The organism is Prochlorococcus marinus str. AS9601, from assembly GCF_000015645.1.
Lineage (GTDB): Bacteria > Cyanobacteriota > Cyanobacteriia > PCC-6307 > Cyanobiaceae > Prochlorococcus_A > Prochlorococcus_A marinus_O.
Genome location: NC_008816.1, coordinates 279,038 through 295,776 on the forward strand (window position 1 = coordinate 279,038; position 16,739 = coordinate 295,776).

At 33.0% G+C, this 16,739-nt stretch carries 18 protein-coding genes; 7 read left to right on the forward strand and 11 right to left on the reverse strand.

Annotation, left to right across the window (positions count from 1 at the left end; all coding sequences use genetic code 11):
* Entirely contained in the window at positions 1-576 is a 576-nt protein-coding gene (gene rdgB, locus A9601_RS10600; RefSeq protein WP_041484588.1) for an RdgB/HAM1 family non-canonical purine NTP pyrophosphatase, read from the forward strand.
* A gap of 2 nt (positions 577-578) precedes the next feature.
* On the opposite strand, the gene A9601_RS10605 is transcribed toward rdgB, so the two are convergent.
* The 3 genes from A9601_RS10605 to fabI form a co-directional block, all read right to left on the reverse strand.
* Positions 579-2,063 carry a carotenoid oxygenase family protein gene (locus tag A9601_RS10605; protein ID WP_011817772.1) on the reverse strand — a complete coding sequence of 495 codons (1,485 nt, stop codon included), beginning with the start codon at positions 2,061-2,063 and terminating at the stop codon, positions 579-581.
* Positions 2,064-2,136: 73 nt separating this feature from the next.
* A complete protein-coding gene (gene hisB / locus A9601_RS10610) occupies positions 2,137-2,742 on the reverse strand; it encodes an imidazoleglycerol-phosphate dehydratase HisB (protein ID WP_011817773.1) in 606 nt (201 codons plus the stop codon).
* A gap of 20 nt (positions 2,743-2,762) precedes the next feature.
* Positions 2,763-3,545 (reverse strand): enoyl-ACP reductase FabI, encoded by a 783-nt coding sequence (gene fabI / locus A9601_RS10615; RefSeq protein WP_011817774.1) that lies wholly within the window; start codon positions 3,543-3,545, stop codon positions 2,763-2,765.
* A gap of 105 nt (positions 3,546-3,650) precedes the next feature.
* On the opposite strand from fabI, the gene A9601_RS10620 reads away from it, so the two are divergent.
* Positions 3,651-4,244, forward strand: a complete 594-nt coding sequence (locus A9601_RS10620; protein WP_011817775.1) for a thioredoxin family protein — start codon at positions 3,651-3,653, stop codon at positions 4,242-4,244.
* 53 nt (positions 4,245-4,297) lie between these two features.
* A complete protein-coding gene (locus A9601_RS10625; RefSeq protein WP_011817776.1) occupies positions 4,298-5,503 on the forward strand; it encodes a DegT/DnrJ/EryC1/StrS family aminotransferase in 1,206 nt (401 codons plus the stop codon).
* Here the strand turns inward: A9601_RS10625 and A9601_RS10630 are convergent.
* Genes A9601_RS10630 through folK form a run of 3 tightly spaced genes read right to left on the reverse strand, consistent with a single transcriptional unit; the run spans position 5,488 to position 8,095 of the window.
* On the reverse strand, positions 5,488-6,921 hold the full coding sequence (locus A9601_RS10630; protein WP_011817777.1) for a cryptochrome/photolyase family protein: 1,434 nt from the start codon (positions 6,919-6,921) through the stop codon (positions 5,488-5,490). The genes A9601_RS10625 and A9601_RS10630 overlap by 16 nt on opposite strands.
* The gene (locus A9601_RS10635) at positions 6,918-7,481 is read right to left on the reverse strand and encodes an NUDIX hydrolase (RefSeq protein WP_011817778.1); all 564 of its coding nucleotides are present in this window, start codon (positions 7,479-7,481) and stop codon (positions 6,918-6,920) included. The genes A9601_RS10630 and A9601_RS10635 overlap by 4 nt, the downstream gene beginning before the upstream one ends.
* Positions 7,482-7,528: 47 nt before the next feature.
* Positions 7,529-8,095, reverse strand: coding sequence for a 2-amino-4-hydroxy-6-hydroxymethyldihydropteridine diphosphokinase (folK, locus tag A9601_RS10640; protein ID WP_011817779.1), 567 nt, complete (start codon positions 8,093-8,095; stop codon positions 7,529-7,531).
* Between the two features lie 96 nt (positions 8,096-8,191).
* Here folK and bchD point away from each other — a divergent pair, with 96 nt between their 5' ends.
* Entirely contained in the window at positions 8,192-10,327 is a 2,136-nt protein-coding gene (bchD, locus tag A9601_RS10645; protein ID WP_225866257.1) for a magnesium chelatase ATPase subunit D, read from the forward strand.
* Positions 10,328-10,334: 7 nt separating this feature from the next.
* On the opposite strand, the gene A9601_RS10650 is transcribed toward bchD, so the two are convergent.
* Together A9601_RS10650 and A9601_RS10655 are read right to left on the reverse strand one after the other, a co-directional pair.
* Entirely contained in the window at positions 10,335-11,180 is an 846-nt protein-coding gene (locus tag A9601_RS10650) for an MlaD family protein (protein ID WP_011817781.1), read from the reverse strand.
* 5 nt (positions 11,181-11,185) lie between these two features.
* Entirely contained in the window at positions 11,186-11,971 is a 786-nt protein-coding gene (locus A9601_RS10655) for an ABC transporter ATP-binding protein (RefSeq protein WP_071813218.1), read from the reverse strand.
* 131 nt (positions 11,972-12,102) lie between these two features.
* On the opposite strand from A9601_RS10655, the gene A9601_RS10660 reads away from it, so the two are divergent.
* On the forward strand, positions 12,103-13,488 hold the full coding sequence (locus A9601_RS10660) for a gluconeogenesis factor YvcK family protein (protein WP_011817783.1): 1,386 nt from the start codon (positions 12,103-12,105) through the stop codon (positions 13,486-13,488).
* Here the strand turns inward: A9601_RS10660 and A9601_RS10665 are convergent.
* Genes A9601_RS10665 through A9601_RS10675 form a run of 3 tightly spaced genes read right to left on the reverse strand, consistent with a single transcriptional unit; the run spans position 13,485 to position 15,116 of the window.
* Entirely contained in the window at positions 13,485-14,015 is a 531-nt protein-coding gene (locus A9601_RS10665) for an NAD(P)H-quinone oxidoreductase subunit J (protein ID WP_011817784.1), read from the reverse strand. The genes A9601_RS10660 and A9601_RS10665 overlap by 4 nt on opposite strands.
* Positions 14,015-14,749, reverse strand: a complete 735-nt coding sequence (locus A9601_RS10670; RefSeq protein ID WP_011817785.1) for an NADH dehydrogenase subunit K — start codon at positions 14,747-14,749, stop codon at positions 14,015-14,017. The genes A9601_RS10665 and A9601_RS10670 overlap by 1 nt, the downstream gene beginning before the upstream one ends.
* A gap of 4 nt (positions 14,750-14,753) precedes the next feature.
* Positions 14,754-15,116: an NAD(P)H-quinone oxidoreductase subunit 3 gene (locus A9601_RS10675; RefSeq protein ID WP_011817786.1), complete on the reverse strand. Its 363-nt coding sequence runs from the start codon at positions 15,114-15,116 to the stop codon at positions 14,754-14,756.
* Between the two features lie 76 nt (positions 15,117-15,192).
* Between A9601_RS10675 and A9601_RS10680 the strand changes: the two genes are divergently transcribed.
* Positions 15,193-15,621, forward strand: a complete 429-nt coding sequence (locus tag A9601_RS10680; protein ID WP_011817787.1) for a rubredoxin — start codon at positions 15,193-15,195, stop codon at positions 15,619-15,621.
* 9 nt (positions 15,622-15,630) lie between these two features.
* On the forward strand, positions 15,631-16,647 hold the full coding sequence (locus A9601_RS10685; RefSeq protein WP_011817788.1) for a photosynthesis system II assembly factor Ycf48: 1,017 nt from the start codon (positions 15,631-15,633) through the stop codon (positions 16,645-16,647).
* The last annotated feature ends 92 nt before the right edge of the window (positions 16,648-16,739 follow it).

The window sequence follows — 16,739 nt, forward strand, 5'->3', positions numbered from 1 at the left end:
ATGAAAAATTTATATTTAGCGAGTAAGAATAAAGGTAAAATTGAAGAATATAAGAAATTGCTCGCTGGAGTTAATTGTAAATTGTTACTCCAGCCAGAATCATTAGAAGTTGAAGAGGATGGACTGACATTTAGAGATAATGCAATTAAAAAAGCGAGAGAAGTTTCGAGAAAAACGAATAATTTTTCGATTGCAGATGATTCAGGAATTTGTATTGAAGCACTAGGTGGTAAGCCTGGCATTTACTCATCTAGATATGCAGAAAATGATCAGAAGAGAATTGAACGAGTTTTAAGAGAACTTGATGGAGTTCAAAATAGAAGTGCTTTCTTTATTGCTAATATTTGTGTCTGTTCCCCAAATGGTGAAGTGATAATTGAATCTGAGGCCAAATGTCATGGAAATATTATTTTAAACCCCAGAGGGAAAAGTGGTTTTGGGTATGACCCAATTTTTGAGGAGAGTTCTACCGGATTAACTTTCGCAGAAATGAATAATGATATTAAAGACTCTTGTAGTCATAGAGGTAAAGCATTAAAAAAAATTATTCCAGATTTAATTGAAATTTTTTCTTAAATTCAATTGACCCAAGATCCATGAAGGCCATGAGGAATTGAAATGGGTAATTCATAAACAGCTAATTCTTTTAAGTCTTTTGCGTCTAATATCACTAAATCGCTTCCTCTTCTTTCTCCGTTCCATAGAAGTATAAATAAAAATCCCTCATCTTCTTTTGAAGAGTTTTCTGATGGGACCATAATTGGTTCACTAACAAATCCACTTGGACCGGCTGACCAAGAAATCTCTTCCTTAGAAGTTAAATTTATTTTTTTTATTGCTTGAAGTGGAGCGTTCCCCAGCTTTTGAGATGTGCTTGCCATCCAACTAAAAGTTGCTTTTAATCCTAAGTTTTTAGGATTAACAACAGCAAATTCACAACATTGCTCACTGAAAGTTTCAAGTTCACAAGTTTTTGTTTTCAGATCGATAATTGATCTTTTCAGTTTTCCTTCTGGATATTTATCAAAGTCAATATCCCTAAAATTCTCATCTGGACCAACTGATGGGAAATCATCATAAAAAATACTATCTAATACGATTTTGGAATCTTTTTCAAATGCGTTTACATGATGAAAAACGAATCCTTCTGGAGCATCTATTGTTAAAGGAGGCTGTCCTCTAAATAATCCACTTTCTCTTGGGATGATAAAAAACTTTGCCTTTTTATTTGGGTTTGACTTTAGACATTGTGCTGCTCCTCTTTGACCCATTACAAATGGAAGAGGATTGAAATCAATAGCATTCTGTAAAAATATTGCCCAATTAGTTGTAATTGCAAAATCATGAAGAAATGCAAAGCCATTAAAAGTATCTTTTCTGTCAAAAATGAGCTCTCCAGAATTTGTACCAGCATTATCAAATTCCATTAATCTAATGGTACTTTTGGGCCCGGTTTGTACTCCAAAAGTGACTAAAAGTTCTGAAGATGCATTTGAGTTTAGGTCTGTTTTGGGATGAGCACTGAATGCTTCGTTAGGTTTGAGTACCCCTTTTAATGTTGTTAAACCAATAGTGTCAAGATTATCAGGATTCATTGCATGTGGACCTGCTGCTTCCCATAACGCGAGAATTTCATCTCCTAATTTAATAACATGTGTATTAGCGATATTCTTGAATTTTAGATCTAATGCATTATTTAAAATTCCTCCATTTTTTTGTGTTCCAAAAACACCTCTATAAATAAATTTATTTATTTTTTCTTCTTCCAAATAGCCTTTAGTCTTAACAAATCTATTTGTTAAGAATGGCTGACCATCTTTGAATTTTATGGATGTTATCATCCCATCACCATCAAATGGATGATGAACCCATTGTCCACCTCTCTCTAATATTCCTGGTCCATTTCTTAATAATGTTCCATTTAAATTTTTAATATTATTACCTTTGCTAACTTTTAGAGGCACTTTAGTTAACTCCTTTTCTACATTTTTGTAAGCACTTGACCAATCTTCTTTTTTAAAAATATTAAATTTATCAATTTTTTTCTCTTGTAAATTAGTCACAACAAAATAATCTCTTTAACTATCTTCGCCAAAAATCAACTGAATTGTGGCTGATTCGAAAATAATTCCTATTTTATTGTTTTTCTAACATTCCTTTACTGCTTGGAATTGAATCAGATCTTCTTGGATCTATCTCGGTTGCCATTCTCATTGCTCTTGAAAAAGCTTTAAAGCACGCCTCAACTATGTGATGTGAATTACTTCCTCGTATTTGATTAATATGCAGAGTAATACCGCTGTTATTTACAAAGGCAATAAAAAACTCTCTTACTAGTTCAGTATCATAATTTCCTATTCTAGGGGCTTTTAATTGAAGATCATAAGATAGATGCGGTCTACCAGAGCAGTCTAAAGTGACTTGAACTAATGCTTCATCTAATGGGGCAAAGAAATGTCCAAATCTGCTTATTCCTTTTCTTTCTCCCAAGGCTTTTGAAAATGCTTTGCCTAATGCGATTCCTACATCTTCATTTGTATGATGATCATCAATATGGGTATCTCCAATTGCTTTAATTTGTAAATCGAACAAACCATGACTGGATATTTGATGAAGCATATGATCTAAGAATGGTATCCCGGTATCTATCTCAGAAATTCCACTTCCATCTAAGTTTATAAATACAGAAATATCTGTTTCATTCGTTTTTCTTTTTATTTCAGATTGCCTTAGAGATGACATTTTTATGCAAAAAACTTAGTTTACATTCCATTAATGCAGTAACCCGCATCAACATAAATTGTTTGGCCTGAAATGCCGCTAGAGAGATCACTTAATAAAAAAGCAGCTGTATTACCTACTTCTTTTTGAGTGACTGTTCTGCGTAAAGGAGCCTTTTCTTCAACATTGTGAATCATATCTAAAATGCCACCTATAGCAGAACTCGCAAGTGTTCTTATAGGCCCAGCACTGATTGCGTTAACTCTGACTTGTTTTTCGGGACCAAGTTCTGCAGAAAGATATCTTACTGAAGCTTCTAAAGCTGCTTTGGCAACTCCCATCACGTTATAGTTAGGAATCGCCCTTTCTGAACCTAAATAAGTTAATGAGACAACTCCTGCACCATCACTAAAAAGTGGTTTTGCTGCTTTACATAAAGGTGCTAACGAATACGCACTTATATTAAGAGCCCTATCAAAACCATCTGAAGTGGTAGCACTGTAATCTCCAATCAATTCATCGCGTCCTGCAAATGCTAGGCAGTGAACTAATCCGTCAATTTGCCCCCAATTGTCTTCTATATTTTTAAATATTTCTTCAATTTGAGCTGGATTTTGAACGTCAAGAGGCAAAAATAACGATGGGTTTAAAGGTTCAGTTAGTTCTCTAACTTTAGACTCGAATCTTCCCTTATCATCAGGCAAATATGTGATTCCAAGTTCTGCGCCAGCTTTTGAAAGTTGTTGAGCGATACCCCATGCTATTGAACGATTGTTGGCAATTCCCGTAACAAGAATTTTTTTGCCAGTTAGATTTAGAAGCATTTTGTTTATTATTTCTATTATTCTCCTATATAGAAGTACCTATCTTTACGGATTACTGCAAAATATACAATAATTTTCAAATATCAAAGAATTTTTAACTTGAACATGGTAAGAACAAATTCTATGGATTTGGAATTAGGTTTTCAATTACCGCATTTTGAAATGTTAAATGCTAATTCCTTAAAAAATGAATATTTTAATTCTCATAATCTAGATAATAGGCATTTACTTTTAATGTTTATTTGTGCCCATTGCCCATTTGTTAAATATATTGAGAATCAAATTTTCATCTTAAGTAAAGAAATTGAAAATAAAGTTCAAACAGTTGCAATTTCTAGTAATGATATTGTCACTCATCCTTCAGATTCTCCTAAAAATTTGAAATTACAAGCACAAACACAAGGATGGAGTTTTCCTTATCTATATGATGAAAATCAAAATTTTGCTAAGAAATTAAAAGCGGCTTGTACTCCAGATTTTTATCTTTTTTCAAATGAAGGAGATGGTGATTTTTTATTGTATTATCATGGCCAATTAGACGATAGTAGACCAGGTAATAATATCCCTCTATCTGGAAAAGATTTGCGCTCTGCTGTAAAAGATTTAAATCAAGATAATTCTTATCCTTCAAATCAGATGCCTTCTTTAGGTTGCAATATAAAATGGACTCCTGGTAAAGAACCAAGTTGGTTTAAATGAAATAAAAAATTTTTTTACCCATAGAAATATGGTTTAGGGTTAATATATTTACTATGCAGATACCTCCATTTACTTTAGAAAGGCAGTTCCAAGAAATTGGCTCTGAAATTGAGAGTGAGGTTTCTAAAGTTTTAAAAGGGGGCCAGTATATTGGAGGACAAGTAATTGCCAAATTTGAGGAGAGTTTTTCAAATCTGATTGGTGTTGAAAATACTATTGGATGTAATAGTGGAACTGATGCTTTAGTATTAGCTCTGCGCGCCTTAAATATTGGTGTGGGTGATGAAGTTATTACTTCATCTTTTAGCTTTTTTGCAACTGCAGAGGCTATTAGTGCAGTTGGCGCTAATCCTGTTTTGGTGGATATAGATCCAGAAACTTATCTCATTAATACTGAACTAATAGAACAAGAAATAAATCCTAATACAAAGGCAATTATGCCAGTTCATCTATTTGGTAATGCAGTGAATATGACCTTAATAAAATCTTTGGCAAAGAAATATGACTTAAAAGTAATTGAAGATTGTGCTCAGGCAACATGCACAATGTGGGAAACTTCCAAAGTTGGTAGTATCGGTGATATAGGCTGTTTTAGCTTTTTCCCTACTAAAAATTTAGGAGCTGCTGGAGATGGTGGAGCAGTAACAACTTCAGATAAGGAGATTGCAAAAAAAATTAGAGAACTGGCTGTTCATGGCAGCCCAATAAGATATCACCATACCCAAATTGGATATAACAGCAGACTTGATACCATTCAAGCTGCCATATTAAACATTAAAATTAAATATATTTCTAAGTGGATTAATTATCGCCAAAAAATTGCTAATAATTATCTTGATTTATTAGAAAAAAATCCATTTATAAGTTTTCCAAAAATTAGTTCTGATTCAATTTCCCATTCTTGGAATCAATTTGTAATCAAATTAAGAAACGATGAATATTCTTTAAATGAAGATTTTTCAAATTTATTTGATACTGATTGCAAAAAATACTATTCCTTAAGGAATTTGGTAAAACAACAACTTTTCGAAAAAGGTATTAATTCAATTATTTATTATCCAATTCCAATACACGCACAAATAGCTTACAAAAATAAAAATTTTTCTAGAACAAAACTCATTAATACAGAGAGAATTTGTACTGAAGTTCTTAGTCTGCCAATGTTTCCTGAAATTTCTTATGAAGAGCAAGTTTATGTAGCAGAAAATCTAAATAAAGTTTTAAAGAATTGTATAGAGGAAATTCAAATTTCAGCATAAAGTGATTTAAATAATCTTTGTTGTATCTTGTGATTGACAATAGGGCTTGAATAATCATTTTTTTCTAAATTAGATATATCCCCATTTAATAATTCTGAATTTGACACTTTAGATAATTCAGGAATCCAATATTTTATATATTCGCAAATAGGATCAAATTTTTTTGCTTGGGTATATGGATTAAAAATTCTAAGAGGTTTTGGATCCATACCGCTACTTGCGCTCCACTGCCATCCCCCATTATTTGCAGCTAAGTCTCCATCAACCAAAGTCTCCATAAATTTTTTCTCGCCCATTTGCCAATTGCATATAAGATCTTTTACCAGAAATGAAGCGACTATCATCCTACATCTGTTATGCATCCAGCCAGTACTATTTAGTTGACGCATTGCAGCATCAACTATAGGTACTCCGGTCTCTCCGTTGCTCCAATGCTGAAACCATTCATTATTGTTTTGCCATCGAAAGTGATCCCATTTTTTTCTATAGGGACCTTTCTCTAGCTCTGGGAAATGGAATAAGCAATGTTGATAAAATTCACGCCAAACAAGTTCTTTTTGCCAAGTTTCAATTGATAGATAATTTCCTTGATTTTCCAAATCTGAATTTAAATTTAAAGTGGCGTTCCAAACTTTTCTAATGCTGATGGTACCGAATCTGAGAGATGCACTTAGAAAAGATGTCCCATTATGGGAAGGAAAATCTCGTGCAGAATTATAAGAATATATTTTTTTTTCGTTAATGAAGTTTTCTAATAATGTTTCTGCAGCATTCTCTCCAGGTTTACATGGACAAATATTCGAACCAGGAAATTTGATATTTTTGATAAATTTCTCTAAAACCGAATCAGATGAATTTATTGTCTTATCTTTGAGTTTATTATCAATATCTTTAAACTGGAAACCAACTTTATCTTGTTCATATAAACCTAATAAATTCATTTTTGATTTAAGGTTTTTATAAAAAGGTCCATAAACTGAATAAGGATTATTATTCCCTGAAAATATTTTTAAAGGTTCTACTAATAAGTGATCCCAAGTTTCAATAACTTGAATGTTTTGTTCTTTTAAATTTTTTTTTATTTGTAAATCGCGATTAATCTCATAAGGTTCAATTGATCTATTCCAAAAAACAAATTTAGCATTTATTTTCTTTGCTAATTTGGGAATTATTAATACCGGATCTCCTTCTTCCATAACTAATCTACTACCCATTTTTTTCCAATTATTTCCTAATTCTTGAAGTGAATTTCCTAGAAACCAAGCTCTTGAACTTGCATTGAAATCGTGTGAGTAATTTTTATCAAATATATAGGTTGAAGTAATAGCATTTGATAATGAAAATGCTTTGATTAAAGCTTGATTATCAAATATTCTTAAATCCTTTCTATGCCAGAAAAGTATTCTAGGTTTATTCATAATTTATCTAAAAATTGTTTAGCTCTAAACCAAGCCGTCACGGTTTTTGCGTCAAGAATTTCATCCCCACTAGAAATAAGATTATCTAGTTCGTCGGGATCTAAAATTAATACTTCTATGTCTTCATCTAAATCTCCTTCAACTTTGTAATTGAGTTTGTTTAAATCACGAGCTAAAAATAAATATATTTCTTCATCTGCATAACCAGGAGCAGGGACAAGAGTTCCTAGTTCATCCCATTTGTTTGCACTGAAACCAGTCTCTTCTTGGATTTCTCTTTGAATTGAATTAATAGGTGTTTCACCTATTTCTAATGTACCTGCTGGAAATTCTAATAAATACCTTGAAACAGCAAATCTATATTGCCGAAGAATGATAACTTTATTGTCTTTTGTAATAGGTACGGCTAATGCTGCCCCAGGATGCTTAATGTATCCATATTCACCTTCGTGTCCATTTGGAAGCTGAATTCTATTTATTTCGAAACTAAATTTTTTAGACTTTAACTCAGATATTTTTTCTTTAAAAATGGATCTCTTTAGAAGATTTTTGTTGCCCATGAATTGTAAATGAAAATAGCCTAACAGTTATTTTTTGGTTTTGTAAATCAATTAATAGACCATTTTGGATCATCAAACTTTGTTATTTTTTGGCTTCTACTTAGGATTTCAGATAGAGGTGTAATAACGAAATTCCGATTCATGAATCTAGGGTGAGGTAATGTTAGTTCCTCGTCAATCGTATGAAAATCTTCCCACCAAAGAATATCTAAATCGAGACATCTTGATAACCATTTCTTACCCTTTGGCGTCTTTTCTCGTCCGAAAAATTTCTCTAACTTTTTTAGCTCTTTTAAAAGTAACTTCGCGTTTTTATTTGATGGTTTAGGGAAAGAATTACTTTTTATAAGTAATAGAGTATTTAAATAATTTGGCTGCTCATTTTCAACACCATGAGGTAATGTCTCATAAATTGAAGACCAAAAAAAGTTTGCATGAAATTCGCTTTTCTCTTCTTTTTTTTCGTTGGAACTATCTCCCCACTCATTTATTATTTCCTCTATTTTTGGTTTGCAAATTAATAGTGACTCAAGAGGGCTTCCGAATTTACTATCAATATTTGCTCCGAGGGATATACATAGGCCATTTTTGATATTAAGATTTGATAATTCCACTACAAAAAACAAAGTTATTGGATAAATTCTATATCAGGCATTTTTAAAGTGATTTTGAAACCCGAGTTACAAGAAAAAGGAGAAATAAAAGATTTAATGAAGTCAAAGGATTCTTTTAGAGCTTTCCCTTTGGCCGCAATTACAGGTCATAGCTTATTGAAATTATCTTTACTTTTAGCTGCAGTTGATCCCAGTTTAGGGGGAGTGATTATTGCTGGCGGAAGAGGTACTGGCAAATCAGTATTAGCGAGGGGTTTACATACTTTACTTCCTCCCATAGAGGTATTAAATAATGAATTAATACTGGAAAAGCTAACTGAGAAAAATAGTGGTACTTCATTAAAACCTATTGGTAGGAACCTAGATCCAGATAAGCCAGAGGAATGGGATATTAGTACTAATAAATTGTTGGAGGAGGTAATTGGAAGTGATTATTTGAATCAAATTGAAGAAATTCCGAAAAAAGTAAGAGAGGCTCCATTTATTCAAGTACCCATTGGTATAACTGAGGATAGGCTTGTTGGATCAATTGATGTCGCTGCATCATTAAGTACGGGGGAACAAGTATTTCAACCCGGTATTTTAGCAGAGGCTCATAGGGGTGTTCTTTATGTAGACGATATAAATTTATTAGATGATGGTATTGTAAATTTGATTCTTGAAGCTACAGGTAGAGAGAAAAATAATATTGAAAGAGATGGTTTAAGTCTTTCTCATCCTTGTAAGTCACTTTTAATAGCAACTTATAATCCTGAAGAAGGTGCTTTAAGAGATCATGTTTTAGATCGTTTTGCTATTGTGCTTTCAGCAGATCAATCTATTGATAATGCTCAAAGAGTTGAGATTACAAAATCTGTTTTATCACACGCAGAAAATAATATTAAATTTTCGGAAAAATGGTCGGAAGAATCCGATAATTTATCTACTCAATTAATTTTGGCAAGGCAATGGTTAAAGGATGTCAAGATAACAAAAGAGCAAATAACCTATTTAGTGAATGAAGCTCTTAGGGGAGGTGTAGAAGGGCATAGGTCAGAATTATTTGCAGTAAAAGTAGCAAAGGCTAATGCAGCTCTTCGAGGCGATGAGAATGTAAATTCTGAGGATCTAAAAGTCGCAGTAAGGTTAGTTATTCTTCCACGAGCAATGCAAGTACCTCCAGACGATGATGATATACAGCCACCCCCTCCGGAGGATCAGAGTCCCCCACCTCCACCTCAATCAAATAATGAAGAGTCTGAACCTGAAGCTAATGAAAATGATGATAATCAAGAGCAAGAACAAGAGGAAGATAATTCTGATGGAGAAGAAGAATCTACTCCAGAAATTCCTGAAGAATTTATATTAGATCCTGAGGCATGTATGGTTGATCCTGATTTATTGCTTTTTTCATCAGCTAAAGCTAAAGCTGGAAATAGCGGTAGTAGATCAGTCATATTTAGTGACAGTAGAGGAAGATATGTAAAACCTATTATTCCAAGAGGTAAAGTAAAAAGAATTGCTGTAGATGCTACTCTTCGAGCTGCTGCGCCCTATCAAAAATCCAGAAGATTAAGGAACCCTAATAAATCAATAGTTATTGAAGAAAATGATTTTAGGGCAAAGCTTCTTCAAAAAAAGGCGGGGGCTTTAGTAATTTTTCTCGTTGATGCAAGTGGCTCTATGGCTTTAAATAGAATGCAAAGTGCCAAAGGCGCTGTAATAAGACTTTTAACAGAGGCATATGAGAATAGAGATGAAGTAGCTCTTATTCCTTTTAGAGGTAACCAGGCCGAAGTGCTTTTGCCTCCAACGAGATCAATAACTGCAGCGAAAAGAAGGCTAGAAACAATGCCTTGCGGAGGTGGATCACCTTTAGCTCATGGACTAACGCAATCAGCAAAAGTAGCAAAAAATGCTCTTTCAACAGGAGATATAGGTCAAGTTATTGTTGTAGGGATCACTGATGGCCGAGGAAATGTACCATTAGGATTATCTCTAGGACAAAATGAGGTTGAGGGAAAAGGTAACGAAAATGAAAATGTCAATTTAAAACAGGAGGTTCTAGATATCGCTTCAAAATATCCCATGCTCGGGATAAAACTCTTAGTAATTGATACCGAGAGAAAATTTATAGCAAGTGGATTTGGTAAAGAGTTAGCAGAGGCTGCTCAAGGGAAATACGTCCAGTTGCCAAAAGCTACAGATAAAGCAATCGCAGCTATGGCTTTAAATGCTATCAATGAATTCTAAGTATTTCTTATGGATAAATTTCGTTAAGAAATTTTGAAAGTCCAATCGTTAAATCTCTTATAGATTTAGTTAATTCTTTATCTTGTGTTAATTTTTCAAAATCATCGCTCATACCATCTATTTTGGTTGAGATAGACCTAGCAGCATTAATTGTCAATTTAATGTCATTAAGGGTTTCTTTATCATCAATAGTAGACAAAATGTTATTTAAATGATTAGCAGCGATTGTAATTTCTTTTATTAGAGGCTCAACTCTTTCTAGTTCTTTTTTTGATAAATAAATTAATTCATCAAGATTTTCTTGTGTCCTATCAAATTGGTCAATTGAGTTAACGATGTTTTCAATTAAGTTTTCTTGATTTGTGTCTTTTAAAAGTTGGCTTATTTTATTAGTTATATTTGAGAGACTTGATAGTTGTTTACCTGTGATAGTGTCTCCTTGACAAATAATTAATTTGGTATTGCATTTTTCGGAAATAGGTTTTGCAATGTTTTTAGGAATTGTCTTGTCACTAGTTTCTAAAGCAACTTGTACATCTCCTCCAAGGAAAGAATTTGTAACTACCCTTGCAAATGCTGGCCTTGGCAGAATAATTTCAGGATTATTTAAAACTATTTTTGCTTTAATTGATTCATTTGTGAACAAGATATCTTCTATCGATCCAACTAAGATTCCTCTGTAAGTAACTGGAGATTTTTTTGATAAACCGCTTGCGTTATTGAATTCAGCAAAGAGGTACCAATTTTTTGTAGATAATCTCACTCCTCTTAGCCAAAAAGAAAAAAATGTGAATGTTAAAATTCCTCCTAATAAGGAAAACCCAACTATTGAATCTCGTAAGCTTCTACGCATAATTTCTAAATGTCTTTCGGTTGCATTGGACCATCAAGTTTCCCATTCCTAAATTGAAATACATAGGGATCTTTACTCTTTTTAAATTCATCAATAGAGCCTGCCCATCTGAATTTGCCTCCATAAAGCATTAAAACTTTATCTGAAGTTCTTTCTATAGTACTAAGAACATGGCTAACCACAATAGATGATCCGCTAGCTTTATGATTTGTCTTATTAATCAAATCTTCAATTCTTGATGAGGCAATGGGATCAAGACCGGCAGTTGGTTCATCAAAAAGTAATAAAGGTTTAGACTTTGCATTAAGAGTTTGATCAGTAATTAATGCCCTAGCAAAACTTACTCTTTTTTGCATGCCTCCACTTAATTCATTTGGAAGTTTATTCTCAACATTAAATAATCCTACCTCAGCTAAGCATTCACGTACTATTTCATGAATTGATTTTTTTGATAGATTTTTATTTCTCTTGAGGAGAAAACCTACATTTTCTTCAATAGTTAGAGATCCTAATAAAGCCGGGTTCTGAAAAACTAGTCTTACATCAGGAGGATTATTTTGATCTAATCTCAAATATGTTTGCTTCTCACCAAATATTCTTAATTCTCCTTTGGTAGGTAAAATTAGTCCTGCTAAAATTTTTAATATGGTTGATTTGCCAGAACCTGAGGGGCCAACAATAGCTAATTTTTCTCCATCATTAAGTTCAAAATTTATTTGATTAAGCACATTAACTTCCCCCCAGTTTATTGAGAGGTTTTTTGTTTCAACTGCATGCTTTGATTTTTTCAAAACTTATATAAAAAACATCTATATATTTCATTTTGCCTATTTTTAGAAATAAAAAAAGGATGTATGAATTTGATTTATAATGATTTTATATAGTCTTTAAATTTGAGAAAAATAATTCAAGAGGTTTTTTAATGTATAAGCGTAAAAAAAGGGTAAGAAGGTACTATAAAAACTTTAAAAAGTCTAATTTTGCCTTGTTTAACAAAATCTTAAGAATTTTGAGTTGGCTTTTGCCAGGATTGGTAATAAAAAGATGGATGCTTACATCTGCGGTAGGATTTTTGACTACATTATTAGGCTTGGTAATTTGGACAAATTTAAGACCGCTCTATTGGCTTATTGAAATCTTTTTTTCAGTAATGACAGGTTTAACTAGTATTTTGCCTGTTTCATTTATGGGACCATTGATTTTTGTTATTGGAATATTATTAATAGGGATTGGACAAAATAGAAGTATTAATTCTATTCAAAAAGCGCTTGTTCCAGAAAAAGATACATTTTTAGTTGATGCATTAAGAGTTAAAAGTAAATTAAACAGAGGCCCAAATATTGTTGCAATTGGGGGAGGTACAGGCTTATCTACTTTATTGAAAGGCTTAAAAAACTATAGTAGTAATATTACAGCAATCGTAACTGTATCCGATGATGGTGGAAGTAGTGGAATTCTCAGAAAACAATTAGGTGTGCAACCTCCTGGAGATATTAGAAATTGTTTGGCAGCCTTATCTAACGAAGAACCAACTTTAACTAGATTATTTCAGTACAGATTTTCAGAGGGAACTGGTCTGGAGGGCCATAGTTTTGGAAATCTATTCTTGTCAGCTTTAACAACAATTACAGGCAATTTAGAAAAAGCAGTTCAAGCCTCTAGTAAGGTTTTGGCGGTACAAGGTCAAGTTTTACCGGCGACAAATATTGATGTTATGTTATGGGCCGAATTAGAAGATGGTGAAAAAATTTTTGGTGAAAGCAAGATCAGTAAATCTAAAAAATTAATTTCGAGGATTGGTTACCTACCTGAAAACCCTTCAGCTCTTCCAAGTGCTCTTGAATCTATAAAAGAAGCTGATTTAATTATTCTTGGCCCAGGTAGTCTTTACACTTCTTTATTGCCTAATCTGTTAGTACCAGAGATAGTAGATGCTTTATTGCAAAGTAATGCTCCCAAAATCTATATAAGTAATTTGATGACTCAGCCTGGAGAAACAGATGGACTTGATGTCTATCAACATATCAAAGCAATAGAAAAACAATTATTAAATTTTGGAGTTAATACTCGAATTTTTGACTCAATATTATCTCAGACTCAATTTGAAAAGTCTCCATTAGTAGATTATTACGAAAGTAGAGGGGCAGAGCCTGTCCAATGTAATAAAGAAAAACTATTATCTGAGGGTTATTATGTTTTGCAAGCACCACTATATGCAAAAAGAATAACTCCAACACTAAGACATGATCCAAGGAGACTAGCAAGAGCAGTTATGTTTATTTACCGCAAATTAAAAAAAATAAACTAATAAGCATCCTGAAGTTCATAGAAATCTGGCTGAATATAATCTTTTCTCAATGGCCATCCTCTCCAATCTTCAGGCATTAATAATCTTTTTGGATTGGGATGATCAATAAAATTTATTCCATACATATCAAAAGTTTCTCTTTCTTGCCAATCACTTCCTTTAAAAATTTCGTACAAACTAGGGATTGATAAATCAGAATCTCTTTTTAAGAAAACTTTTAATCTGACTTCTTTAATTTTTTCAATTTTTTGAAAATCATCAACAGTTATAAAATGGTAGAAACTTACAAGATTTTTGCCTGGTCCCTCATCATATCCTCCTTGACATTGGAGATAGTTGAAACCGTAATTTCTCAAGGCAGATACCGCTTCATATAATTTGCTAGGTTGCACAGAAATGTTTTCAATTCCTATATGATCATCAGATAAAGATTGATTTGGTATCCCATCTTTAGACAAAGATTGACTTATAACCCCTTCTTTTTCTATTGAAGTATCTGAGGATGTAGCTTGGCTGTCTTTTTCCATTAATCTTCTACAGAATTAATAATTTCAGTTTTTTCAGTATTTTCAGGTAATTCTGTTATTTTTTCTTTTTTGGAAGGGGGTATTACGTTAGCTGAAGTTTTGTTTAGATATTCACCTGTATTTTCTGAGAAAACGAGATTCATTTCGTGATCAGATGTTATGTATCTGTGAGTTTGTTCTGTTTTTGTGCGCTCTAAAATTGATTCATTACCAACTTTTTTTCTTAATTTAATTACAGCATCAAAAATTGCTTCTGGTCTTGGTGGACATCCTGGAAGGTATAAATCAACTGGTATCAATTTATCAACGCCTCTTACAGCAGTTGTAGAATCTGCACTGAACATACCACCTGTGATTGTGCAAGCACCCATAGCGATAACATACTTTGGTTCAGGCATTTGTTCATAAAGCCTAACAAGGGCTGGAGCCATCTTCATAGTTACTGTTCCTGCAACTATTAGCAAATCTGCTTGCCTTGGCGAGCTTCTAGGTACTAATCCAAATCTATCAAAATCAAATCTAGATCCAATTAATGCAGCAAATTCTATAAAACAACAAGCTGTTCCGTACAAGAGAGGCCATAAACTGCTTAGTCTAGCCCAATTATGAAGATCGTCTAAGCTTGTCAATATAATATTTTCGCTCAAATCTGTAGTAACTTGGGGTGCACCAAGAGGATTGCAAGTCCCTTCTCGAATTTCTCTTATTGCTTTTGGGGATAATTGTGGTTTCAATTTTTTAACTCCATTCTAAAGCACCTTTTCTCCATGCATATGCTAAGGCAATAACAAGTATTGCAATGAAAATCAAAGCCTCAATAAAAGCTAATAAGCCTAATCTATTGAAAGCAACAGCCCAAGGATAAAGGAATACTGTCTCAACATCAAATATAACGAAAACCAAGGCAAACATGTAATAACGAATATTAAATTGAATCCATGCTCCTCCTATAGGCTCCATTCCGGATTCATATGTAAGTTTTCTTTCCCCTGTTCTGCCTTTTGGTGCAACGATGAGATTAGTAACTAGAGCTAATACTGGTACAGCTGCGGCAATTAGAAGGAAACCTAAAAAGTATTCATAGCCAGTTAATAAAAACATCTTAAAAATTAATTTTGAATAAAAGTCGCTTAATTAAGCAAAATCTTTTAAAGTTCTTAAAGAACAATAATAAGCCGTGAGTGAAAACATTCAACCAGCCTCTGAGGAAAACAAAATAGTTGAAGCCCTTGAGAAAGAAAAACTTTCTGAAAACTCCTCAGGAGTAAATGTTGAACAACCTGTCCTTAATTTAGAACAAAATAGATTCGAATGTAGAAGTTGTGGATATATTTATGATCCGTCTGAAGGAAATAAAAAATTAAACATACCTAAAAACACTCCTTTTTCAGAGTTAGATGGAAATACCTTCGCTTGCCCTGTTTGTCGAGCGGGTAAAAATTTTTATAAGGATATAGGTCCTAAATCTAAACCTAGTGGTTTTGAAGAAAATTTAGTTTATGGGTTTGGTTTTAACAGTTTACCTCCTGGACAAAAAAACATATTGATTTTTGGAGGTCTGGCGTTTGCTGCCGCTATGTTCCTTTCTTTGTACTCTTTGCATTAATATATACAAATGAAAAAAATTATTACTAGTATTCCCAATCTTCTTTTATCAGTTCTCCTTTGTTTTGTATTGAGCAGTTGTTCATCTACAGGAGTAAAGATGAGTGATAGCAGCCCTTGGAAAACAATTCAGTTTGAGGACCAGGCTAATGCTTTAGATGTTGATTTTATAGATAATAAAAATGGATTTTTAGTAGGTTCTAATAGACTTATTATGGAATCTAATGATGGAGGGGAAACTTGGGAAAAAAGAAATTTAGATTTACCAAGTGAAGAGAACTTTCGTCTTCTAGATATAGATTTTAAAGGGGAAGAGGGATGGTTAATAGGTCAGCCTTCATTAGTTATGCATACACTTGATGCAGGAAAGAATTGGACACGTTTATCTCTAGGTAACAAATTACCAGGCCAACCATTTCTAATAACAACAGTTGATGCAGGTGTTGCAGAATTGGCTACCACTGCAGGTGCTATATATGAAACATCAGATAGTGGTGAATCATGGAATGCAAAAGTTGTTGATGCATCTGGTTCTGGAGGTGTAAGAGATTTAAGAAGGACTAATAAGGGAGATTATGTCAGTGTAAGTAGTCTAGGCAATTTCTTTTCTACTTTGGAAAAGGATAGTGACGCATGGATAGCTCATCAAAGAGCAAGTAGCAAAAGAGTTCAAAGTATTGGTTTTAATCCAGAAGGAAGTTTATGGATGCTTTCTAGAGGAGCAGAAATTAGATTTAATGAAGATACTAATGACTTAGAAAATTGGTCAAAGCCTATTATCCCAATTCTGAATGGATACAATTATCTAGACATGGGATGGGATCCAAATGGTGATATATGGGCTGGCGGGGGTAATGGAACTTTAATAGTAAGTAAAGATCAAGGTAAAACTTGGAATAAAGATCCTATTGCTTCTGAATTGCCAACAAACTACATTAAAATAGTTTTTCTTGATAAGGAGGCTTTAGACAATCAAAAAGGATTTGTACTTGGTGAGCGTGGTTATATCCTTAAATGGAATAGCTAACTTTAAATAAATCGATTTAATAGTAAAAAAAAAATTAATTTTTGAAAGATTTAGCAACTGTCTGTAACCAACCTGTTAATTTCTTCGCGAAC